The sequence below is a fragment of the Providencia sp. 6390 genome (assembly GCF_058148425.1).
In genome coordinates, this window is record NZ_JBYVYL010000008.1 from 60,116 (window position 1) to 84,314 (window position 24,199).

The window sequence follows — 24,199 nt, forward strand, 5'->3', positions numbered from 1 at the left end:
CACACTGGTTGATATTTTGTCAGTTTTAGGTAGTCGATAGATTTTCAGTTTCTACTGTTTGCATAGTAGGAAATTAAAATTTATTGCCGTAAAGATTTTAAACAGACAGGGTGAACACAATGAAAAATGTAGGTTTTATCGGCTGGCGCGGTATGGTCGGTTCAGTTTTGATGCAGAGAATGGTAGAAGAAGGCGACTTTAATGCAATTCATCCTGTATTTTTTACCACTTCGCAGCACGGTGCAGAAGCGCCTGTTTACGGTGGGCATCGCGGTACATTGCAAGATGCTAATGATATCGATGCGCTAAAAGCGTTAGATATTATTATTAGCTGCCAGGGTGGTGATTATACAAATGAAGTCTATCCTAAGCTGCGCGCAGCAGGTTGGGAGGGATATTGGATTGATGCAGCATCTGCACTGCGTATGAAAGACGATGCAATTATCATTCTTGATCCTGTTAACCAACAACATATCCAAGACGGATTAAATAAAGGCATTAAGACCTTCGTTGGCGGTAACTGTACGGTAAGCTTGATGTTGATGTCATTGGGTGGTTTATTTGCTAATAATTTAGTTGAATGGGCATCTGTCGCGACATATCAGGCCGCTTCTGGTGCAGGCGCTCGCAATATGCGTGAGCTGTTAGTACAAATGGGCGAATTACATAGCCAAGTGGCGAAAGAGTTGCAAAATCCAGCTTCAGCGATTTTGGATATTGAGAAAAAAGTCACTGATTTCACCCGTAGCGGTACTATGCCTACAGATGCTTTTGGTGTGCCATTAGCGGGTAGCTTGATCCCATGGATTGATAAAGCGCTAGAAAATGGTCAGAGCCGCGAAGAGTGGAAAGGCCAAGCAGAAACTAACAAAATTTTAGCGACGGGCAGCAATATTATCCCTGTTGATGGTTTATGTGTGCGTGTAGGTGCATTGCGTTGTCATAGCCAAGCTTTCACCTTAAAACTGAAAAAAGATATTGCACTCAAGGAGATCGAGCAGTTGTTAGCGTCTCATAATGAGTGGGTGAAAGTGGTACCTAATGACCGTGAAATTACGATGCGTGAACTGACACCTGCTGCGGTAACTGGAACATTAAGTACGCCTGTTGGCCGTTTACGTAAACTCAATATGGGCCCTGAGTACCTATCAGCGTTTACAGTGGGTGACCAGCTGTTATGGGGTGCTGCTGAGCCGCTGCGCCGCATGTTGAATATTTTGCTGTAATTTCATTTCGCTAGCCCTCTTATAACAATAAGGGGGCTTGTTGCAAATAACAAATTAGCGCATTTTTCCCCTTCGCTAATTGGTAAACCATCTCCGCATTGAATAATCGATTCATAAAGGCAGATCGCTTTCGCACACGAAACTCAGCCTCATCGCAACGCAATCATTCATCAAATTGACCCTTATTCAGTTTTCGCAAAGTTTCAACGCATTGAATTATCCACGCTGGCTCGTTTGGTTGATTCGAAATCGCCGGTGACGCCATACCAACGTAAATACTAAAGGATAATAATGGATACAAAATGTCTCCATTTAAACTCACTCGTTAGTATGGCTTTTCCTAAACATAGAGACCCATGTAAACCCGCCATACAGATGGTTGCAGCCTACGAAGTGGGAAGCCTTATCCTATAGGGGGGGGGTAGTCACAAAGTGTAACATGACATAATTGTAATGGAGCTGTAATGGTTGAATTTGAGTTAAGTAGTATCATTTGTTGCGTAATTAGTTAAAAAATAACTTAAATCACTCAAAGGATATTGACATGAAAAAACAGCTTTTAGCATCGATGATACTTGCTTCTTTAGCCATTCCCTCTATGAGTTTCGCATCTGATGTTTTAGGTGTTCATGTATTAAATCAACAAACAGGACATCCAGCGGAGGGAGTTAAGGTCGTATTAGAGCAAAAGCAAGGTGATAGCTGGATACATTTGAAAACAGCAATAACAGACCATGATGGACATATGGACAGCCTATGGCCTGACAATATAAAAGTTGAAAAAGGCGTTTATAAAGTCACATTCAAAACAGGCGATTATTTTCAAAAGGATAATATAGCAACTTATTTCCCAGAGATACCGGTGGAATTTTATATTACAGATACTAATGAAAAACATTTTATTCCGCTTGCATTTAGTCAATATGGCTATTCAACTTATAGAGGTAGTTGATTGATTTAAAATAAAATTATTAAATAATGACTCTTATAATAGGAAATGTAATGAAAATATTAAAACTGGTTTTGTTTGGGGTATTTTTTTCATCAATATCTATATCTGCATTTTCTACTCCTCAAGTTTTATCCGCCTCAGGAATTGGGATTGATGAAGCCATTCAGGCTGTAGAAAAAAAAGCAAATAAAGATGGTAAAAAGATCATAAAAATAATCGGTGCTAGCGGTGAGAATGTAACTCGGGTTAGTGCGCTTGTAGAATAAAAAAAGATAAAATGAAGTGTATCATTAGGAGATGCTAATTTTATTTTGACTAACTAAATTTAATTTGGCAGATATCGATTATGTATAGCGATACCTGTCAAGTTAAAGGGAATGGGATATTAAAAATAGAGTATCTACTGATAAGACCGAGTAACCTGGAATAGGCAAGAAAGTTAGCAAAATCCACTGTAAACCTTCGCTCAATACTGGCTGAGATATAAGGCGAAAAGACCAGCGAAGTTCATCGAGAGTTTTATTCCTGAAAAGTTGTCAACCTATATCAGGACTAGTCACTTTGCTCAGAAGGTAGCGTTTTTAAATTCAGCAAAGTACGATTTCCATCAATCATAGTGATCTCTTTTTGTGACTGATAACAGCTATTTAGCGGCGATAGGCACGCTTTAGGGCTACGTTGTTGTATACCTAGCCAATCACTGATTAACCAATAATTGTTGGCTGTTGAATAGGGCGCATGCAATGTGCTGCTCTTTAGCGATGGCTTTGCACTATTTTGGCTATACCAAACAAATAAGGGGATTTCATAAGCCTCTTTGGTTGGGTTATTGACCCCATGATGGTAATAGACATCATATTTATCATCTAGACGTTGTAATGCATGATCAGAAAAATACATCACAGTGGCGGATTTACCTGAGAGTTGCTGTAAAATATTTTCGATTAGCGCATCGGTGTAGGCGATAGAACTGTCATAACAGTTATCATCTTCTTGGGTGCTAAATTCTTGATACTTTTCTTCAGGGAAGCGGTTACAAGATGGCTCATGGCTGCCATAAGTGTGTAGTACGATCAATTTTTTCTTTTTCACGCTATCATTAATCGCTTTGTTGAAATAGTCTAAAATTTCTTCATCGTAACCAACAAACTCGTTCCACTCTCGGTGCTTTGCCATACTGGCAATGGTGGATATCACACTGGTTTTACGATTGGTTTTACCTTGATTACTGATCCAATAAGTTTCAAACCCTGCATGGTTGGCTAGAGCGACAATATTGTCTGCATAATATTGCTTATCTTGCATTTGTGAAAAGCGAATATTCGACAGTGATATAGGTACTGATAAAATAGTGACAGGCGCGGGTGAATAGACTTGGTCAAAGACTAACATTTGTGGTTTGCGTTTATCTAGGTTTGGTGTTGTTTCGTATTGATAACCGTAGAGACTTAAGTGATCACGACGTACAGATTCGCCAATGATCAGGACATAAATATCGCTATCCATTTCTTTTTTATCATACTGATATTGAACGACAGTTTGCGGTATTTTAACTATCTCTCTATTTTCATAGAGGTTTCTAACCAGTGCTGATGCGTTATAAAAAGGGGTATGTGAGAGATATTGCTCAGCTAATAATAGATAGCTACCCGATTTGGGAAGTAATGCAGCAGAGTGTGCAGGAACCACGACGAGGTAGCCCAAAAATAACCCTAAACTTGCCCATGTGGTTTTACGATTAAGGTATTTAGCGCTTTTGTGAATGCTAATAAAATAAACTGCAAAAACAATAATATAAAAAAGAATGTAGTACTTATTATAGGAAAGCATACCAACGGTTTCACTGCTATTGGTATTGATAAAGGTTTCAGCGATAGAGGATGAAAAGCGGATATCGTGTTTTTGGTAGAAGAAAAAAGAAACCGAGAGATTGAGTGCCCATAGTGCACTTATCAACAGTGTGAATACTTTGCCTACTAGGCTTTTATACACCCCAGCACAGATAAACATAAGCAATGTGCCAGTCATTATAATGACTAGCTTAGACAGTAAGCTAATATCACCACCCAATAGTGCAGGCATAGCAGAAATCAGCAGAAAACAAAGAGATATTATCAATAAACGCATAACCATTATTAGACTTTCTGTGAGTAATTTTTCTAGTTAATAAGAGTTTGTTTATCGGTTATAACACAATAAAAGAGTGTGTAATCAATATTGGCGGGGTAAAAAACTGTAAACTAGCGTGATGTTAAGTCATAGAAAAACAAAACCCCATGTTTTTACACGGGGTTTTCATTCTTATAACATTATTTTATGTATAAGACTTAGATATCAATATTTGCCGCTTTCAGAGCATTCTCTTCAATAAAGGCACGACGTGGTTCTACCGCGTCACCCATTAATGTTGTGAATAGTTGGTCTGTTGCAATCGCATCTTTTACGGTAACGCGCATCATACGGCGTGTATTTGGATCCATCGTGGTTTCCCATAATTGCTCAGGGTTCATTTCACCAAGACCTTTATAACGCTGTACAGAGAGGCCACGACGTGATTCACGTGTCAGCCATGCTAACGCATCTTCAAAGTTTTCGATATTTTGGCGGCGTTCACCACGTTCGATGTAAGCACCTTCTTCAATCAGATCAGCAATCATGTCACCGAGGTGAGTGATACGGCGATATTCACTACCGTGGACAAAATCAAAGTCCAAGTTGTAGTCAGTATCGACACCATGAGTACGAATGCGGATGGTTGGTTCGAATAGCTGACGCTCACGGTTTTCAGTGATGGTATAGCTATAAGTACTACCCAGTAGCTCGTTCTCTTCTAAACGCTGAACTAAGGTTTTAGCCCACTCTTCAACTTGCTGGTTATTTTTCAATGCATCTTCTGTCAGCGTTGAGTGATAAACTAAGCTGTTGAGCAGAGCTTGCGGGTAGAGGCGTTCAAGGCGACGAATGATTTTGTGTGCCGCATTGTACTCAACGACCAGTTTTTCCAGCTCTTCACCTTTCATCGCGGGTGCATCGGCACTTAAATGCAGCGCTGCACCATCAAGTGCGATAGAGATCAGATATTCATCCATCGCATCATCATCTTTGATGTATTGCTCTTGTTTACCTTTTTTCACTTTATACAGTGGTGGCTGAGCGATATAAACATGACCACGCTCAACGATTTCAGGCATTTGGCGATAAAAGAAAGTTAACAACAAGGTACGGATGTGTGAACCATCGACGTCAGCATCCGTCATGATGATGATGCTGTGATAACGCAGTTTGTCTGGGTTATATTCATCACGACCAATACCACAACCTAATGCCGTGATCAGGGTCGCAACTTCTTGTGAAGAAAGCATTTTATCGAAACGCGCTTTCTCGACGTTAAGAATTTTACCTTTCAGAGGCAAAATCGCTTGGTTCTTACGGTTACGGCCTTGTTTTGCAGAGCCGCCCGCAGAGTCCCCTTCCACAAGGTACAATTCGGACAGTGCAGGGTCGCGTTCTTGGCAGTCAGCCAATTTACCCGGTAAACCCGCTAAGTCTAATGCACCTTTACGGCGAGTCATTTCACGTGCTTTACGCGCTGCTTCACGAGCGCGTGCAGCATCAATGATTTTGCCAACAACGATTTTAGCGTCGTTTGGATTTTCTAGTAGGTATTCAACGAGACGTTCGTTCATCATCGTTTCAACAGCAGTTTTGACTTCTGAAGAAACCAGTTTTTCTTTCGTTTGTGATGAGAACTTAGGATCAGGGACTTTAACAGAAATAACTGCAATCAAGCCTTCACGCGCATCGTCACCGGTTGCACTGACTTTCGATTTCTTCTGATAGCCTTCTTTATCCATGTAGTTGTTCAAAGTACGCGTCATCGCAGCTCGGAAGCCTGCAAGGTGAGTACCACCATCGCGTTGTGGAATGTTGTTGGTGTAGCAATAAACATTTTCTTGGAAGCCATCGTTCCATTGCATGGCGATTTCAACACCAATGCCGTCTTTCTCGGTTGAGAAATAGAAAACTGTTGGGTGGATTGGCGTTTTGTTACGGCTTAAATACTCAACAAAGGCTTTGATACCGCCCTCGTAGTGGAAATGATCCTCTTTGCCATCACGTTTATCAATCAACTTGATTGAAACCCCTGAGTTTAAGAATGATAGCTCGCGAAGGCGCTTAGCTAAAATATCATACTCAAATTCAGTGATACCTTTAAAGGTATCCATACTTGGCCAAAAGCGGACGCGTGTCCCTGTTTGGTCAGTTTCACCAACAACGGTAAGTGGGCCTTGTGGCTCACCATGGCTATAAGTTTGCTCATGAACTTTGCCATCGCGACGGATAGTCAGCTCTAGTTTTTCAGACAAGGCGTTAACAACAGATACCCCAACTCCGTGTAGACCGCCGGAGACTTTATAGGAGTTATCGTCAAATTTCCCGCCTGCGTGCAGAACAGTCATGATAACTTCTGCTGCTGATACCCCTTCTTCTTCATGGATACCTGTTGGAATACCACGACCGTCATCTTGAACAGAGACTGAGTTATCAGCATGGATTGTGATCACGATGTCGTCACAAAAACCGGCGAGGGCTTCGTCGATAGCGTTGTCGACAACCTCGAAGACCATGTGATGAAGACCAGTACCATCGTCGGTATCACCGATATACATGCCTGGGCGCTTACGCACCGCATCCAGCCCTTTTAATACCTTGATACTTGAGGAGTCATATGTATTCGACATCAACGTTTCCCGCTATATTATTCCTGTGGTTTAACTTCTATTTTGCCATGTTCTACGCTAAACATCTTGCTATTTACATCAATCATGTCTTGAACCTGCTCAGGTGTTATTGCACTAACAAACACTTGAGCTTGCGTAGCCTTAAGACGTGCTGCCAATAACTGCCGGCGACCCGAATCAAGTTCCGAGGCAAAATCATCCAGTAGATACAGGCATCGTTGCCCGCTCTGTTGGGTGAAAAATTCACCCTGCGCTAACCTTAAAGCGCACATTAAAAGTTTTAGCTGACCGCGTGAAAGCATATCTTCCACTGGGGTTCCATTGGCCCTGATCCGCAAATCCGCTTTGTGTGCCCCTGAGGCGGTGTAGGTTAACGCTTTATCACGCTCAAATTGGCGCTCTAATAACTCTGAATAATCGATTTCTTTATCCCAACCGCGTTGAAAAGAAACTGATAATACAAACTCAGGTAAAAACTGTTGGCAAGTTTGCTCAATATTTTCAGCGATACCTGCAATATAGTCACTACGCCATTGGCTGATTTGCTCGGTTAATGGGGCTAATTGTTGATCCCAATGACGTATTTGTTCATAACGACTCACTTGGCGCAATGCTGCATTACGTTGTTTTAATAGCCGCTTTAAATCGGACCAAACGGAAAAAAACAAAGGCTCATTATGAAAGCACCCCCAGTCAATAAATGCACGTCGATACTTCGGCCCACCATTAAGTAAGGTAAAACCCTCAGGGGTAATTAATTGCATTGGTAGCAATTTTGCCAACTCAGCAATTTTATGGCCGTCAGTACCGTCGATCCTTACTTTACTATCGCCTTCACGGTTTTTACTTAAACCCAGCGACAAATCTTTACGTGATTGATCAAGATGGCTCAATTTCCCATGTAGGATAAATTGTTCCTGTTCATGGCGGATCACACGGTTTGCTTGAATACTGCGAAAAGCACGGCCATGCCCAAGTGTGTAGATCGCTTCGAGTACACTGGTTTTACCGCTCCCATTCGGGCCAATTAAAAAATTAAACCCATTAGCTAGTGCGAGATCGGTATCTTCAATGTTACGAAAATCGCGGATCAATAAACGCGAAAGGATCATAAAAAATGATTACAAACGCATTGGCATGACAACATAAACAGCAGCGCTGCTCGCGGAGTCTTCAATTTGCACGCTCGACACAGCATCGGTTAAGAATAGTGTCACATTGTCACTTTTCAGCGCATTTAGCACGTCTAAGATGTAGCTAACGTTAAAGCCAATTTCCATTTCTGTGCCTTGATAGCTGACATCAACGATCTCTTCGGCTTCTTCTTGTTCTGGGTTGTTTGCTGTAATGCGTAATTGATTTTCACTGAAATACAAACGTACACCGCGGAATTTCTCATTCGATAAAATTGCCGCTCGAGAAAAAGCCTGCTTGAGTAAATCACAACGTGCTTCTAATGTTTTGTCTGGGTTTTTCGGTAGCACGCGACGATAGTCAGGGAAACGGCCATCAACCAGTTTTGAGGTGAAGATAAAACCGCCAACATGTGCGCGTATGTTATTGCTGCCGATTTGTAATTGTACCGGTGAGTCGCCGCCATCTAAGAGACGCATTAACTCAATTACCCCTTTACGAGGAACAATCACTGAATGTGATGGCAGCTCTTCTTGGGCAATTTCCATGGAACACACCGCCAAGCGGTGTCCATCAGTTGAAACCGTTCTTAATAACTGGCCTTCGGTTTCAAATAGCATGCCGTTGAGGTAGTAACGAACGTCTTGATGCGCCATTGAAAACTGAGTGGCTTCAATAAGGCGTTTAAGGATTGACTGTGGCAGAGAAAATTCCACCTCGCTTTGCCAATCATCTAAATTAGGGAAATCGCTGGCAGGTAAGGTCGACAGTGAGAAACGGCTACGCCCAGAGCGAACCAACAGCCTGTCATCATCGAGTTCTACACGGATTTCTGAACCATCAGGAAGCCCACGCCAGATATCAAAAAACTTGCGTGCTGGAACGGTAGTTGCTCCAACTTCATGTTCCTGAGTTAAAGGAACATTGGCCATCATCTCCATTTCTAAGTCGGTTCCCGTTAATAGCAAAGCGCCTTCTTTTACTTGTAAGAGAAGGTTGCCCAAAATAGGTAGCGTCGGACGCCCACCTAATGGACCACTAACCTGTTGCAACGGTTTTAATAACTGCTCACGTTCGATAGTAAATTTCATAGCAATTAAGATGATAATGTTCTGATTAAGTTAGAAAAATCCTCTTTGATGTCATGGCTTTCTTCCCGTAATTGTTCAATTTTACGGCAAGCATGCAGTACCGTCGTATGATCACGGCCACCAAAGGCATCCCCGATTTCAGGTAAACTATGATTAGTCAGTTCCTTTGCCAATGCCATAGCCATCTGGCGCGGACGAGCGACAGAACGAGAACGGCGTTTGGAAAGTAAATCTGCAACTTTTATTTTGTAATACTCAGCCACAGTTTTCTGAATGTTATCGATAGTTACCAGTTTTTCTTGTAGTGCTAGTAAATCTCGCAGCGCTTCACGCACAAAATCAATGGTGATAGCGCGGCCGGTAAAATTTGCATTGGCGATAACGCGGTTTAATGCCCCTTCTAATTCACGGACATTAGAGCGTAAACGCTTGGCGATGAAAAAAGCGACTTCGCCGGGAAGCTGGATCTCGTTTTCATCGGCTTTTTTCATCAAGATCGCAACGCGGGTTTCAAGCTCTGGGGGTTCAATAGCGACTGTTAGCCCCCAGCCAAAACGCGATTTTAAACGATCTTCAACTCCATTGATCTCTTTAGGATAGCGATCTGAAGTTAAAATAATTTGTTGGTTGCCTTCTAACAACGCATTAAAGGTATGAAAAAATTCTTCTTGGGAGCGCTCTTTGTTGGCGAAAAATTGAATGTCATCGATAAGTAATGCATCAACAGAGCGATAATAGCGCTTAAATTCTTCAATTGCGTTGTTTTGTAACGCTTTAACCATGTCTTGGACAAAGCGTTCTGAGTGCATATAAACGACACGTGCATTGGCTTTGTGTTGCATAATGCTATTGCCAACCGCATGTAATAAGTGCGTTTTACCTAAACCCGTACCACCATACAGGAACAATGGGTTATAGGCCCCCCCAGGGTTCTCAGCCACTTGCCTTGCGGCAGCGCGAGCCAGTTGGTTAGATTTACCTTCAACAAAGTTATCAAAGGTATGTTTAGGGTTTACATTGGAGCGATAGGCCACATCAGGCTGTGCTTTGGTTGAATTATCCCAACTTGGTTTCATCGGTGCTGAAGGAATGACAACCGCCGGCGCTTCATGAGCTGGGCGAACCAGTGTGCTTGCTTGAGAAACGGAAATGGGCTTGCTTCCCACCTCGAAACGGAGTGCAGGTACATCAGTACCACAGAAATCATTCAATAATTCATTGATATTATTGATGTATTTATCTCTCACCCAATCAAGGACAAAACGATTCGGGGCATAAAGTGCCAGTGTATTATCGTTTAATTCAGCTTGAAGAGGGCGTATCCACATACTGAATTCTGTGGCAGGTAGTTCATCCTGCAATCGGGCAAGACATTGCTGCCAAAGCGAAAGTGACACGGTGGACTCCCCTAAACAAGATCATCAATGAAACAAAAAGAAGTAACGGATTAAGCAAAGAATTTTTCTGATCCTCAGATCAGAAATGTGACCGGAGATCATACCGTAAAATTGGCAAGAGATCTTCATTCTTTTACACAGTTTTTATGCTTTTTATCCACAGGCAAATGTGGTAAGACAACGTGGTTAACAGAGAAGCACACAGTTTGATCGCGATCATCGATGTTTTTTCCACAACGCTGGGGATAACTTTAGACGATTTATAGAAAATATTCTCTAAGATCAAAAAATATTTTTAGATCGACCGATGATCCTTGCGCTTTAGGGTGGAGTCCGTATAATCTTCCACCCTGTATACTGCGTTGACGTGATTTTTATGATGACTCAATTTCCGTTTAGGTCAGTGAGCAAGTGAAAGCTACACTTTATGCGCCGTTGCACTATATGTCAGCAAACCTGTCAGCCAGGCTATAAATAAAAGTGGTTTGATTGCGTCATTTTATTGACGTGACCCCCTATGTTTTATTACAATCCTGCCTCTTTCTATATTGTTGCGATAGAGGCACAGGTGTAAATCAGTTTTCACTGGTTGCCAACGCGTTTACTGAATCAGTAATAAATTTAAAAGTTAGGTAGAAATCGTTATGAAACGCACTTTTCAACCGTCCGTACTGAAGCGCAACCGTTCACACGGTTTCCGTGCTCGTATGGCCACTAAAAATGGTCGTCAGGTTCTGGCTCGCCGTCGTGCTAAAGGCCGCGCTCGTCTGACCGTTTCATCTAAGTAATAAAGCTAGCCCTCTATTCAAGTGGTTACGCTCGCTTTTACCCGGGAGTTACGTTTGTTAACTCCCAGGCACTTCGATAATGTCTTTAAGCAGCCGCAGAGGGCGAGTTCCCCAGAGATAACAATCCTTGGTCGCCTAAACGAGCTGGGGCATCCCCGCATCGGTCTTACCATCGCCAAAAAAAATGTTAAACGTGCTCATGAGCGAAATCGCATCAAACGATTAGCCCGTGAATATTTTCGTTTGCATCAACATGAGTTGCCTCCAATGGATTTTGTGGTATTGGTAAGAAGAGGGGTAGCTAATCTCGATAACCAGCAAATCACGGAAGCATTGGGTAAGTTATGGCGTCGACACAGTCGCTTGGCTCAAAAATCCTGATCGGGCTGATTAGGGGTTACCAATTGGCGATTAGCCCGCTGTTGGGGCCTCGTTGCCGTTTCAATCCAACTTGTTCAAATTATGGAATTGAGGCATTGCGCAGGTTCGGAATGTTAAAAGGTAGTTGGTTAACAGCGAAACGCGTATTAAAATGCCACCCTTTACACGCTGGTGGTGACGATCCTGTTCCACCTAAAAAAAACGATGATAATAGAGAATTATAACGATGGATTCGCAACGCAATCTTCTACTCATCGCTTTGCTATTTGTTTCGTTCTTAGTCTGGCAGGCTTGGGAAAGCGATAAAGTTACCCAAGATGTAAAAACTGTCCAAACGACACAACAAACAGATATGCCAAGCAGTGATTCCCAAACTGTAACGAGCAGTGGGCAAGGTAAGCTGATCACAGTGAAAACCGATGTGTTAGATTTACGCATCAACACACGTGGTGGTGATATCGATGAGGCTGACTTGTTAGCCTATCCTGCGACCCTTCATTCGGAAGACCCTTTCCGTTTACTCGAAACTACACCAGGTTTCCTCTATCAGGCACAAAGTGGTCTGATCGGCCAACACGGCCCAGATAACCCAGCGAATAACAATGGTCAACGTCCGGTATATAACACTGCTGAATCCAGCTTTGTACTACAGGATGGCCAAGATGAGTTGCGTGTTCCAATGACATTCACCGACAAAGACGGTGTGGTTTATCAAAAAACCTATGTCTTAAAACGCGGCCATTATACTGTTGATGTTGAATACAATATTCAAAACCCAACAGCTCAAGCTTTGAACCTCGCTTTCTTTGGTCAGTTGAAACAAACTATCCAGTTACCAAAAGAGCGTGATACTGGCAGCAGTAACTTTGCATTACACACTTACCGTGGTGCAGCGTATTCTTCTGATGAAACTAACTATAAAAAATATAGTTTTAGCGATATTGAAGATAAAAACCTTAGCATTACCACTAAAGGTGGCTGGGTGGCGATGTTGCAACAGTACTTCGCGACTGCGTGGGTTCCAGCAAGTAACGAAAAGAGCACCTTCTATACTATCGACCTCGATAAAGCGTCTGCAATCATTGGTTATAAGAGTGAGCCAGTGACCATTGCAGCGAACGGTGCAGGAACGTATTCATCTACATTATGGATTGGTCCTGAAATTCAGTCAGAAATGGCTGCGGTTGCTCCACACTTAGATTTAACCGTAGATTACGGTTGGTTATGGTTTATCTCTCAGCCACTGTTCAAACTGCTGAAATTCATTCACGGTTTTGTCGGTAACTGGGGTATTGCTATCATCGTTATTACCTTTATCGTCCGTGGTATCATGTACCCGCTGACTAAAGCACAGTACACATCAATGGCGAAAATGCGTTTACTGCAACCAAAACTGGCTGCAATGCGTGAGCGTATTGGTGATGACAAACAGCGTATGAGCCAAGAAATGATGGCGATGTACAAAGCAGAAAAAGTTAACCCGTTGGGTGGCTGTTTGCCTCTGCTGATCCAAATGCCAATCTTCCTTGCACTTTACTATATGTTGATGGGTTCTGTTGAGCTGCGTCATGCCCCATTCTTTGGTTGGATACAGGACTTGTCAGCGCAAGATCCATACTACATCCTGCCAGTATTGATGGGTGTAACGATGTTTGTTATCCAGAAGATGTCGCCAACAGCGGTGACTGACCCTATGCAGCAGAAGATCATGACCTACATGCCAGTAGTGTTCACTATCTTCTTCCTGTGGTTCCCATCAGGTCTGGTACTGTACTATATCGTGAGTAACTTAGTGACCATCATCCAGCAACAGATTATCTATCGTGGTCTGGAAAAACGTGGTCTGCATAGTCGCGATAAGAAAGAAAAGAAATAGTTATACTCTAAATAATTAGAGGTGAGCTTGTGCTCAGCTCTAGGTATAATTAAGGCGGTTACTTTTTAAGTACCGCCTTAATTTTTATAGGAATGACAGAGAAACATCATGCAAACCAACGATACGATTGTTGCACAGGCAACGCCTCCCGGTCGTGGTGGGGTCGGTATTTTACGAGTGTCAGGCCCGAAAGCGGCACTAGTGGCTCAAACAGTATTGGGCAAACTACCAAAACCACGTTATGCAGACTACCTGCCTTTTCGCGACGTTAATGACAGCGTGCTTGACCAAGGCATCGCATTGTTCTTCCCCGGCCCTAACTCTTTTACAGGGGAAGATGTTTTAGAGCTGCAAGGGCATGGTGGTCCTGTCATTCTTGATTTATTGCTCAGACGAATTTTAACCATTGATGGTATTCGTATCGCTAACCCCGGCGAATTCTCTGAGCGCGCATTTTTAAATGATAAGTTGGATTTAGCGCAAGCCGAAGCGATTGCTGACTTGATTGATGCCAGTTCAGAACAAGCTGCGCGATCTGCGATGAATTCATTGCAAGGTGCATTTTCTGCACAAATTCACCATATGGTTGAAGCATTAACCACTTTACGTATTTACGTTGAAGCGGCGATCGACTTCCCTGATGAAGAAATTGATTTTCTTTCTGATGGTAAAATTGAAGCCAAACTGGATGAAGTGATTGCCGACTTAGGGCGTGTTCGTGCTGAAGCACGTCAAGGTAGTTTACTGCGTGAAGGGATGAAAGTGGTAATTGCCGGTCGTCCAAATGCGGGTAAATCAAGTTTACTAAATGCATTAGCAGGTCGTGAGGCGGCGATTGTGACTGATATTGCAGGAACAACTCGTGATGTATTACGTGAACATATTCATATTGATGGTATGCCATTGCATATTATTGATACGGCAGGCTTACGCGAAGCCAGTGATGAAGTTGAACGTATAGGTATCGAACGAGCTTGGAAAGAGATTGAGCAAGCAGATCGAGTACTGTTTATGTTAGACAGCACTACTACTGATGCCACAGAACCGCAAGAGATTTGGCCTGAATTTATGGCGCGCTTGCCTGATACTCTGCCTGTCACGGTGATCCGCAATAAAGCCGATAAAACCGGCGAACAAATTGAGTTTATTGAAGATGTCCATTATCCATTGATCCGCCTTTCTGCACGAGAAGAAAAAGGTATCGATTTGTTGCGCGATCACCTTAAAGAGACCATGGGTTTCAATAGCAACATGGAAGGGGGCTTTTTGGCACGTCGCCGCCACTTGCAAGCACTGGATGCCGCCGCGATGCATTTAGCACAGGGCCATGAGCAGTTAGTGGTTGCCCGTTCAGGCGAGTTATTAGCAGAAGAGTTACGTTTAGCCCAACAAGAGCTGAGCGAAATTACGGGTGAATTTACGTCAGATGATCTGTTAGGCCGTATTTTTTCGAGTTTTTGTATTGGGAAGTGAATCTATACTCTAAATAATTCAAGATGCAGGTAGGCGACAAGCGAATGAGCTTAGTCCCTTATATCTTAACGAAAGCCCTGCAACTTGAAGTATGATGAGCATATATTGTTTAGTTTTCAATTCTTCTACTATGTGTAAACACAGTGGCTTTTCCTTGGCGGCAAAAGCCCACCAATGTCAGGTTTGATTTCTGAGCCACTTCAATTGCCAGTGAAGTCGCAGCTGAAACAGCGAATAAAATTTCTGCCCCACAGCTTGCTGCTTTTTGCACCATTTCATAACTTGCACGGCTAGAGACTAATACGGCACCTTGTTGCCAGTCGTGGCGGTGCTTCATTCCTAATAGCTTATCAAGTGCCACGTGACGACCGACATCTTCACAGCCTCCCACTAACTGGCCTACAGGTGAAATCCATGCAGCAGCGTGAGTACAGCCGGTAAGCGCGCCAATTTCTTGGACATTTTTTAACTCTGTTAAAGCGTGGTCAAGGTGACTGAGTGAAAATGTTTGGGTAAAAGGTAGTGGGGTAATGGGTTTGAAGATTTCATCGAGCTGCTCTGTTCCACAGATACCGCAACCCGTTCTTCCTGCAAGGTTCCGTCTACGCTCTTTCAACCCCATAAAGCGGCGGCTGGACAATTCAACATGAATTTCAATACCACGATGGCAGCCTTGGACAATATCAATTCCACGAATTTCTTGCCCTGACTGTATGATCCCTTCTGACAATGAGAAGCCAACAGCAAAATCTTCTAAATCTTTTGGTGTTGCCATCATTACGACATGGGATATGCCGTTATAGACCAATGCGACAGGCAATTCTTCTGCAACCCAGTCATTGACAGGTTGTTCTAGGTTGCCTTTTTGTTGCACGCTTGTGTGATTTGCACCAATCATTTTGATAGATTTTGATTGTTTCGTGTTATTTGTTTCATGCATTAGATGAATTCCTAGCACTAATGATACATAATATTAATTATGGGTAAAAAGAATTTACACCATTCTCAGGCAATGAACCTGAATACGATACGGAAGACGTTGAATAAGAACAGTTTACCTGAATATTGATATTTAAGACATTCAGTAGGTAAACAAGAGCAATGTAAATGAGGAGATCCCCATGCAAGTCAGCAGAAGGCAGTTCTTTAAGATCTGCGCTGGCGGTATGGCGGGTACGACGGCAGCGGCGCTGGGTTTTGCACCCGCAACTGCGTTAGCGTCGACACGTCAGTATAAATTACTGCGTGCGAAAGAGACCCGAAATACCTGCACGTACTGCTCTGTCGGCTGTGGGCTGTTAATGTACAGCCTAGGTGATGGAGCGAAAAATGCCAAAGAGAGCATTTTTCACATCGAAGGAGACCCGGATCATCCGGTAAACCGCGGCGCACTCTGCCCGAAAGGTGCAGGGCTTATCGATTTCATCCACAGTGAAAGTCGACTCAAATACCCTGAAGTACGCGAGCCAGGTACTAACGAATGGAAACGCATCACTTGGAACGAAGCGTTTGATCGCATCGCTAAGTTGATGAAAGAAGACCGTGATGCCAACTTTATCAAACAAAACAAAGATGGTGTAACGGTTAACCGTTGGCTGACCACGGGTATGTTGTGTGCATCAGCAGCGAGTAACGAAACCGGTTTTGTAACCCAAAAATTTAGTCGCGCCCTCGGCATGCTTGCCGTGGATAACCAAGCGCGTGTCTGACACGGACCAACGGTAGCAAGTCTTGCTCCAACATTTGGTCGCGGTGCGATGACCAACCACTGGGTTGATATTAAAAATGCCAACCTCGTTGTCGTTATGGGTGGTAATGCGGCGGAAGCGCATCCAGTCGGTTTCCGCTGGGCGATGGAAGCTAAAATCCATAATAAAGCAAAACTGATTGTTATTGATCCACGCTTTACCCGTACAGCGGCAGTGGCGGATTTCTACACGCCTATCCGTTCAGGGACTGATATTGCCTTTTTATCAGGTGTGATCAAATACCTACTGGACAACAAAAAGATCCAGCAGGAATATGTCGAAGCCTATACCAATGCTAGCCTCATCATCCGTGAAGATTACGGTTTTGATGACGGTCTATTCACGGGTTACGATGCAGAAAAGCGTCAGTATGATAAAACCACGTGGAATTACGAGATGGATGAGAATGGTTTCGCACTGCGCGATCCAACCTTAACCCACCCTCGTTGCGTATTAAATCTACTGAAAGAGCACGTTAGCCGTTATACGCCAGAAGTGGTGACAAACATCTGTGGTACACCAATCGAAGACTTCTTGAAAGTCTGCGAGTACATTGCAGAAACTAGCGTGAAAGATAAAACCGCATCGTTCCTTTACGCTCTCGGCTGGACACAACACACCATCGGTGCGCAGAACATCCGTACCATGGCGATGATCCAGTTGCTGCTGGGTAATATGGGAATGTTAGGCGGAGGCGTTAACGCGCTACGTGGCCACTCTAATATCCAAGGTCTGACGGACTTAGGTTTGTTATCTCAAAGCTTACCGGGTTACATGACCCTGCCATCAGATAAACAAACCACACTCGAAAGTTATTTAGCGGCCAATACGCCAAAAATGACCCAACCGGGTCAGGTGAACTATTGGGGTAATTACCCGAAATTCTTCGTCAGCATGATGAAAACTTTCTATGGTGATAAAGCGCAGAAAGAAAATAACTGGGGCTTTGATTGGTTGCCTAAATGGGATCAGGGCTACGATGTGTTACGTTACTTCGAAATGATGGATAAAGGTGAAGTGAATGGCTATATTTGCCAAGGCTTTAACCCATTAGCCTCGTTCCCGAACAAAAACAAAGTGGTTAAATCGCTATCTAAACTGAAATTCTTGATTACGATTGACCCGCTGAACACTGAAACCTCTAACTTCTGGCAGAACCATGGCGAGATGAACGATGTGGATCCATCTGTGATCCAAACCACCGTTTTCCGTCTGCCATCATGTTGCTTTGCGGAAGAGAATGGTTCCATTGTTAACTCAGCACGTTGGTTACAGTGGCACTGGAAAGGTGCAGATGCCCCGGGTGAAGCCATCAGTGATGGTGAAATTCTGTCCGGTATCTATCATCGCATGCGTCAATTATATGAAACTGAGGGCGGTGAAACGCCAGAGCCAGTTCTGAACATGACGTGGAACTACTTCGACCGTGATAACCCAACGCCGGAAGAAGTTGCTCAAGAAAGCAATGGTTATGCTTTAGTCGATCTGAAAGACGCTGATGGCAATGTCATTGTGAAGAAAGGCGAACTGTTGAGCTCATTTGCTCAATTGCGTGATGATGGTACGACATCAAGCGGTTGTTGGATATTTACGGGTAGCTGGACACCGAAAGGCAACCAGATGGCTCGCCGTGATAACTCTGACCCAACCGGTCTGGGTAACACACTTGGCTGGGCGTGGGCATGGCCGTTAAACCGTCGTGTTATTTATAACCGTGCTTCTGCTGACCCAATGGGTAAACCATGGGATCCACGTCGCCAAATCCTTGAATGGGATGGAAGCAAGTGGATTGGTATGGATGTGCCTGACTATAGCAATGCACCTCCGGGTAGTGGTGTACACCCGTTCATCATGCAACCTGAAGGTATGGGTCGCTTGTTTGCGCTGGATAAAATGGCTGAAGGTCCATTCCCTGAACACTATGAGCCAATCGAAACACCGCTCGATACCAACCCATTACATCCAAATGTGGTTTCTAACCCAGCAGCGCGTGTGTTTAAAGACGACTGGGCGCAAATGGGTAAAGCGACAGAATTCCCTTATGTGGGAACAACCTATCGTTTAACCGAGCATTTCCACTATTGGACCAAACACGCATTGTTGAATGCGATTATTCAGCCACAGCAATTTATCGAAATCGGTGATCGCTTAGCGGCAGAAAAAGGCATTAAGCAAGGTGACATGGTGAAAGTCAGCTCTAAACGTGGCTACATCAAAGCGAAAGCAGTGGTCACAAAACGTATTCATACGTTAAAAGTCGACGGTAAAGATATTGATACCATAGGTATTCCTATCCACTGGGGCTTTGAAGGTTTAGCAGTGAAAGGCTTTATTGCCAACACACTGACACCATATGTAGGTGATGCTAACACGCAAACGCCTGAGTTTAAGTCATTCCTTGTGAATGTGGAAAAGGTGTAAGGAGATAAATTATGTCAATGCAATCACAGGACATTATTCGTCGTTCCGCCACCAATTCCCTGACGCCCCCAGCGCAAGTGCGGGACTATAAGGAAGAAGTGGCGAAGCTGATTGACGTTACGACGTGTATCGGCTGTAAAGCGTGTCAGGTTGCTTGTTCTGAGTGGAACGATATTCGTGACAAAATCGGCACAAACGTTGGGGTTTATGATAACCCAACCGATTTGACCGCTAAGTCATGGACTGTTATGCGTTTCTCTGAAGTGGAAGAGAATGGCAAGTTCGAGTGGCTGATCCGTAAAGACGGTTGCATGCACTGCTATGATCCAGGCTGTTTAAAAGCTTGTCCATCAGAAGGCGCAATTGTTCAGTACAAAAACGGTATCGTTGATTTCCAATCTGAGCATTGTATTGGTTGTGGCTACTGTATTGCTGGCTGTCCGTTCAACGTTCCACGTATCAACCAAGAAGATAACCGTGCGTACAAATGTACGCTGTGTGTCGATAGGGTTGAAGTCGGTCAAGAGCCTGCATGCGTGAAAACCTGTCCGACAGGTGCTATCCACTTTGGTAGCAAAGAGGCGATGATTGAGCTGGCGGGCGATCGTGTGACTGAACTGAAAACACGTGGTTACAACAACGCGGGTCTGTATGATCCAGAAGGCGTTGGTGGTACACACGTCATGTATGTTCTGCACCACGCAGATAAGCCTCAGCTGTATCATGGCTTGCCAGAAAACCCAACCATTAGCCCGACAGTCACTTTCTGGAAAGGTATCTGGAAGCCGTTAGCAGCGGTTGGTTTTGCTGCAACTTTTGCGGCGGCCATCTTCCACTATGTGGGTATTGGTCCGAACCGCGTCTCCAAGAAAGAAGAAGAAGAGGCCCTGAAAGATATGCAGGACTCAACCACTTCTGAGACTTCAAAGTCAGTTGAAGGGGAGGATCAAAAATGATACCGCAGGATAATGAAAAAATTATTCGCCATAAGCCGATTGAACGGATCAATCACTGGGCGGTTGTGATTTGCTTCTTGTTCACCGCAATCAGTGGGTTGGGGTTTTTCTTCCCGTCACTTAACTGGTTTATGAACATTTTGGGCACGCCACAACTGGCTAGGATCCTGCATCCGTTTGTCGGTACCGCGATGTTCCTGTTGTTTATCTTTATGTTCTTTCGTTATTTTCACCACAACTTTATCAACAAAGAAGATATTAAGTGGGCGAAAAATATCGGTAAGGTGCTGAAGAATGAAGAAGCAGGCGACGTTGGTCAATATAACCTCGGACAGAAAGGGGTGTATTGGGTGGTGACTATCTGCTTACTGCTGCTGGCGGTCAGTGGTGTGATCATGTGGCGTCCATACTTTGCTGACTTTTTCTCTATCCCAATCTACCGTGCAGCGATTATGGTGCATTCATTGTCAGCGATTGCGTTGATCATCATGATTGTCGTGCATGCTTATGCTGCAATCTGGGTGAAAGGCTCAGTGCGTGCGATGGTGGAAGGTTGGGTAACACGTGGTTGGGCGAAAAAGCATCACCCACGCTGGTATCGTGAAATCGTCGAAAAAGAAAAACAGCAGCAGCAAGAGAAGAACTAAGTTTTTTTATTGTTAATTTTGATAAAAAACCCACAACATGGTTTGTGGGTTTTTTTATCGTTTTTATTATCATTGCGCAAATGGAATATATCTTTTTATTCTAATATAGAAATCATTTCTGGCTCAATGTCAGAATCAGTGAAGTACACTGGGTCTGAATGAAAAGGAAATGAATTTTCTTGTTTTGCAATAATAAAATATTCACCAACTTCTGTAATATTAAATGAATAATGATTTGCTTTATTTTTGACGGAATCGACTAATTTATCATTTAAATATAACTCTAAATCCAAAGGGCTATTTTGGTTGTCTATTTTAATATAAATAGCTGGTTTTTCATCTACTATTTTGTATGCTTTAATTTTCTCTATCATGGATAGTTTCTTTAAACAATGTGGTGATGAGTTATTCAACCAATGTTGCTTTAAAAGCCACATTGGTTTTTATTTAAGTTTATTTAATGATGAAGCTCATGCGTTTAGATTTTAATTTTTAAATTTCTTTTGCTCCATTCCCCAAGGAATGTCAGGTGAAAGAATTAATTCATAGTCTGTTTTTAGGACATGTTTTTCTTTATTTATCATAACGTTGATGCTATATGTGGAATTGCATTTTACTTTAATGGTTTTGCCATTTTGAGCTCTCGGAATATGTATGTTCCTAGACCAAACACCATCACTCATGCTGATCTGTACATTATCATGAACCCTTAATGCATCATTGATCATTTCTTCAGTAATATCTATGTTGCTACTAAATGGTAAATTATAATAGTTAATGTCTTTTTTTAGATTAATAATTTTATCTCTTAGTATATTAATCTCAGTCCAAGTGTTATTATCATAAATTCTTGGACCATATCCGTCCCGTTTTTTATTCATTAGCTGGTCTGCTTTTGATGCTAATGAGGTTATATCTTCTTCTTTACTCGAGGGTAATTTTTGCGCTAGAACAGACAATGTCGGTAATAATATAATAATGTCATGTTCTTGTAGATGAACGTTTTCATAGAAATTCCATGCTTCAAAAATTAACTTATCATCATAAAATTTTAATAAATACCCAGTACCCTTATCTTTATTGCCATTTTCTCCTAATGTTAAACTAGGTATATCAATTAAGGTACCAAAAGGGCGTTGGATAGCTTCAATAACACCGAAGCCGTTATGAAGATGCCCGTTGAGCATCACTATTTGCGGATATTGCAAAAATAGCTCTTTTAACTGTTCGTCTTGAGGGCCAAAGCCGCCATAATAGTGTGAACCCCAGTGTGATCCATTAAATGCTTGGTGAGTTATCACAAAAATGGGCTTGTTAACATCTGCATTTTCAGCCAATTTTTCTTTTAGCCAATCAAGAGATGTTTGATTTAACTCCATTTGATCTTTAAGAGGTACATCGGTATTTAAGCATAAAAAATGATACCCGCCGATCCATGTATCAACACACATACTGTCAGATTTGCGAGAGAGTTTAGATTTAGCAAGATATGCATCATATAGATTTGTTAAGTCTGGATCTAGAGGTTCGTGTGGTTGTGCCCCAGAACGAACATCATGATTTCCCACCATTAATAGCATATTTTGATGATATTCAGTTGGGAAATATTCATCAAATACAGAGAACGCTGTTTCCCTTTGACCATGATTATCACCAATATCGCCTGCCATGATTAACCCTGTAGCACCTTGACTGACAATATTCTTAATTGAAGTTTTTAATACGTTTGCATCTTTATCTGAGCCAGTATGAATATCACTGATAATACCAAAAATCATTTGTATAACCTTTTTTAAATAAATTTAATGGGGGCTATCATATAATTAACTTTAATTTAAACTGGTTGTTTATTTAAAGTATAATATATTGATAACTGATTTTTATTAATTAATTGTATTGACGTTTTTTGTGTTTGTTGAATTACCTCGCTCATCTTGAATAAAATTATTTTGACATGCGGATATTAATAAAGAAAAAAACAATAAAAAAATTATTTTCATGATTACTCCTTGATTATAATATGTTTATATTTTTCAAATAAATATCCATGTGATGACTATCTTTAAGAAAGTAAGCTTTTCTATTCAAAAATAGATTAAACGGTTTTTTCATAAAAATAAGATCTGAGTTTAAATTTTGATGTTTTTCAAAATATTCTTCACTAAAAAATGAATATCCTATTTTATCGTTTAAAATGTAAAATAATTCAGATTCATTAATTGATGTTGTTTTGCAATTTATGCCATTTTGCTTTAATTTTTTAATTAAAGACTTCATCATACAATGTTCAAGAGAGGCTTTAGTATGGATAAATAGATTCTGATTCATAGCTTTTTCTATTGTGATATTATTTTTGACTAAATCTTTATGAATCACCAAACCTACACTTTCTGTTTTTAAACTTATTTTTTGGATATTTTCCCCATTAGTATTAATGTCAATAGGTGATATAATGATATCGTAGTGCATATTCTTAATTTCATATAAAATATCTTTTGATGTACCATAATCTACTTCTGCTATGATCTTTTCATTACTTAAGAAGTTTTTTAAAATTTCATTTCCTCTTGGAAATGGAAAACCATCAATAAGTATTCTTATTTTTCTTTCATGCTTTGATGGTGATAGATCATCCAGTATATTATTTATTGCTTCATAATGAGGCTTGATTTTATGAAATAATTCCATTCCACAATCAGAAACGATAAGTTTGTTTTTTTTTTATCAGGATGTTTTTCCCTAATTTTTTTTCTAGCGAAAATAATCCCTGAGAGATCGCCGATGGTGTCACATTAATAGATTCAGCAGCTTGATGTAAAGAGCCATTTTTTGCGAAAGCAATAAATTGATTTAACTGTTTTGAAAAAAGCATAACTATCCTTAGTAATTTGCCAAATAATATTTAGTTGACTTATTAATCTTCCTAGAAATAATTCCATTATCATGTTAAATGTATCTGCTTAACAGATGACTATCTATAGAGTTAATTTAAACTATGTTGCTGATTTGCCTCAAAACTAGCTCTTCACTTAAAACCATTGCATAAATAGGTAGTATGATTAAAAGTGTAATTAAAATTTTTCCCATTTCTTTCACCTCGTATGATTGATGTGATGAAATATACTAGATAAAATTAATGTGGTGTATTAAATTTACTGTGAAATAAACAAAGATAAACTTTAATTTATTGTATTTATTAGGTTATTATTTTTTTCGATATAAATAAAATGTGATTTATATTCCTTATGGTTCTGTCTATCAGAGGAATTCAATAACAAAATCGCCTTTTTATGAGATAAGTTTAAGCGCTATGTCTTTATATTTGTCATATTTCAAGTGGCAGCGCTTTTCGTTGAGGTAGATGTGA

At 41.7% G+C, this 24,199-nt stretch carries 21 protein-coding genes and 1 pseudogene; 11 read left to right on the top strand and 11 right to left on the bottom strand.

The window, feature by feature from the left end:
* Positions 1 to 119: 119 nt before the first annotated feature.
* A complete protein-coding gene (gene asd, locus AC3Z9T_RS16265; protein ID WP_490127142.1) occupies positions 120 to 1,226 on the top strand; it encodes an aspartate-semialdehyde dehydrogenase in 1,107 nt (368 codons plus the stop codon).
* A gap of 79 nt (positions 1,227 to 1,305) precedes the next feature.
* Here asd and AC3Z9T_RS16270 read toward each other — a convergent pair.
* Positions 1,306 to 1,452: pseudogene (locus AC3Z9T_RS16270) on the bottom strand (IS6 family transposase); the annotation flags it as partial.
* 318 nt (positions 1,453 to 1,770) lie between these two features.
* Here AC3Z9T_RS16270 and uraH point away from each other — a divergent pair.
* Together uraH and AC3Z9T_RS16280 are read left to right on the top strand one after the other, a co-directional pair.
* Complete coding sequence (gene uraH, locus AC3Z9T_RS16275; protein WP_490127143.1) at positions 1,771 to 2,178, top strand: hydroxyisourate hydrolase; 408 nt, start codon at positions 1,771 to 1,773, stop codon at positions 2,176 to 2,178.
* Between the two features lie 50 nt (positions 2,179 to 2,228).
* A complete protein-coding gene (locus AC3Z9T_RS16280; RefSeq protein WP_490127144.1) occupies positions 2,229 to 2,444 on the top strand; it encodes a hypothetical protein in 216 nt (71 codons plus the stop codon).
* Between the two features lie 286 nt (positions 2,445 to 2,730).
* Here the strand turns inward: AC3Z9T_RS16280 and AC3Z9T_RS16285 are convergent, their stop codons facing one another.
* The 5 genes from AC3Z9T_RS16285 to dnaA form a co-directional block, all read right to left on the bottom strand.
* Positions 2,731 to 4,260, bottom strand: coding sequence for a phosphoethanolamine transferase (locus AC3Z9T_RS16285; protein WP_490127145.1), 1,530 nt, complete (start codon positions 4,258 to 4,260; stop codon positions 2,731 to 2,733).
* 245 nt (positions 4,261 to 4,505) lie between these two features.
* Positions 4,506 to 6,920, bottom strand: coding sequence for a DNA topoisomerase (ATP-hydrolyzing) subunit B (gyrB, locus tag AC3Z9T_RS16290; RefSeq protein ID WP_490127146.1), 2,415 nt, complete (start codon positions 6,918 to 6,920; stop codon positions 4,506 to 4,508).
* Positions 6,921 to 6,937: 17 nt separating this feature from the next.
* Positions 6,938 to 8,032, bottom strand: coding sequence for a DNA replication/repair protein RecF (recF, locus tag AC3Z9T_RS16295; RefSeq protein WP_490127147.1), 1,095 nt, complete (start codon positions 8,030 to 8,032; stop codon positions 6,938 to 6,940).
* 9 nt (positions 8,033 to 8,041) lie between these two features.
* A complete protein-coding gene (gene dnaN, locus AC3Z9T_RS16300; RefSeq protein WP_490127148.1) occupies positions 8,042 to 9,145 on the bottom strand; it encodes a DNA polymerase III subunit beta in 1,104 nt (367 codons plus the stop codon).
* Positions 9,146 to 9,150: 5 nt separating this feature from the next.
* A complete protein-coding gene (dnaA, locus tag AC3Z9T_RS16305; protein ID WP_490127149.1) occupies positions 9,151 to 10,542 on the bottom strand; it encodes a chromosomal replication initiator protein DnaA in 1,392 nt (463 codons plus the stop codon).
* 644 nt (positions 10,543 to 11,186) lie between these two features.
* On the opposite strand from dnaA, the gene rpmH reads away from it, so the two are divergent.
* The 5 genes from rpmH (at position 11,187) to mnmE (ending at position 15,060) form a co-directional block, all read left to right on the top strand.
* Positions 11,187 to 11,330, top strand: coding sequence for a 50S ribosomal protein L34 (gene rpmH / locus AC3Z9T_RS16310; RefSeq protein WP_004906236.1), 144 nt, complete (start codon positions 11,187 to 11,189; stop codon positions 11,328 to 11,330).
* Positions 11,331 to 11,351: 21 nt separating this feature from the next.
* On the top strand, positions 11,352 to 11,711 hold the full coding sequence (rnpA, locus tag AC3Z9T_RS16315) for a ribonuclease P protein component (RefSeq protein WP_490127150.1): 360 nt from the start codon (positions 11,352 to 11,354) through the stop codon (positions 11,709 to 11,711).
* Entirely contained in the window at positions 11,675 to 11,935 is a 261-nt protein-coding gene (gene yidD / locus AC3Z9T_RS16320) for a membrane protein insertion efficiency factor YidD (RefSeq protein ID WP_490127151.1), read from the top strand. The genes rnpA and yidD overlap by 37 nt, the downstream gene beginning before the upstream one ends.
* A 2-nt stretch (positions 11,936 to 11,937) precedes the next feature.
* Positions 11,938 to 13,587 (top strand): membrane protein insertase YidC, encoded by a 1,650-nt coding sequence (gene yidC, locus AC3Z9T_RS16325; protein WP_490127152.1) that lies wholly within the window; start codon positions 11,938 to 11,940, stop codon positions 13,585 to 13,587.
* Positions 13,588 to 13,695: 108 nt separating this feature from the next.
* Complete coding sequence (gene mnmE / locus AC3Z9T_RS16330) at positions 13,696 to 15,060, top strand: tRNA uridine-5-carboxymethylaminomethyl(34) synthesis GTPase MnmE (RefSeq protein WP_490127153.1); 1,365 nt, start codon at positions 13,696 to 13,698, stop codon at positions 15,058 to 15,060.
* A gap of 109 nt (positions 15,061 to 15,169) precedes the next feature.
* Here mnmE and fdhD read toward each other — a convergent pair whose 3' ends face one another.
* Entirely contained in the window at positions 15,170 to 16,000 is an 831-nt protein-coding gene (gene fdhD, locus AC3Z9T_RS16335; protein WP_490127154.1) for a formate dehydrogenase accessory sulfurtransferase FdhD, read from the bottom strand.
* Between the two features lie 181 nt (positions 16,001 to 16,181).
* On the opposite strand from fdhD, the gene fdnG reads away from it, so the two are divergent.
* The 3 genes from fdnG to fdoI are packed head-to-tail and all read left to right on the top strand — an operon-like array spanning position 16,182 to position 20,832.
* Positions 16,182 to 19,229, top strand: a complete 3,048-nt coding sequence (gene fdnG / locus AC3Z9T_RS16340) for a formate dehydrogenase-N subunit alpha (RefSeq protein ID WP_490127155.1) — start codon at positions 16,182 to 16,184, stop codon at positions 19,227 to 19,229.
* 11 nt (positions 19,230 to 19,240) lie between these two features.
* Entirely contained in the window at positions 19,241 to 20,185 is a 945-nt protein-coding gene (fdxH, locus tag AC3Z9T_RS16345; protein WP_490127156.1) for a formate dehydrogenase subunit beta, read from the top strand.
* A complete protein-coding gene (fdoI, locus tag AC3Z9T_RS16350) occupies positions 20,182 to 20,832 on the top strand; it encodes a formate dehydrogenase cytochrome b556 subunit (protein WP_070929850.1) in 651 nt (216 codons plus the stop codon). The genes fdxH and fdoI overlap by 4 nt, the downstream gene beginning before the upstream one ends.
* A 95-nt stretch (positions 20,833 to 20,927) precedes the next feature.
* On the opposite strand, the gene AC3Z9T_RS16355 is transcribed toward fdoI, so the two are convergent.
* The 4 genes from AC3Z9T_RS16355 to AC3Z9T_RS16370 form a co-directional block, all read right to left on the bottom strand.
* A complete protein-coding gene (locus AC3Z9T_RS16355) occupies positions 20,928 to 21,206 on the bottom strand; it encodes a hypothetical protein (protein WP_490127157.1) in 279 nt (92 codons plus the stop codon).
* 111 nt (positions 21,207 to 21,317) lie between these two features.
* Positions 21,318 to 22,610 carry a metallophosphoesterase family protein gene (locus AC3Z9T_RS16360; protein WP_490127158.1) on the bottom strand — a complete coding sequence of 431 codons (1,293 nt, stop codon included), beginning with the start codon at positions 22,608 to 22,610 and terminating at the stop codon, positions 21,318 to 21,320.
* 235 nt (positions 22,611 to 22,845) lie between these two features.
* The gene (locus AC3Z9T_RS16365; protein ID WP_490127159.1) at positions 22,846 to 23,520 is read right to left on the bottom strand and encodes a hypothetical protein; all 675 of its coding nucleotides are present in this window, start codon (positions 23,518 to 23,520) and stop codon (positions 22,846 to 22,848) included.
* Positions 23,521 to 23,527: 7 nt separating this feature from the next.
* A complete protein-coding gene (locus AC3Z9T_RS16370; protein ID WP_490127160.1) occupies positions 23,528 to 23,704 on the bottom strand; it encodes a LysR family transcriptional regulator in 177 nt (58 codons plus the stop codon).
* Between the last annotated feature and the right edge of the window lie 495 nt (positions 23,705 to 24,199).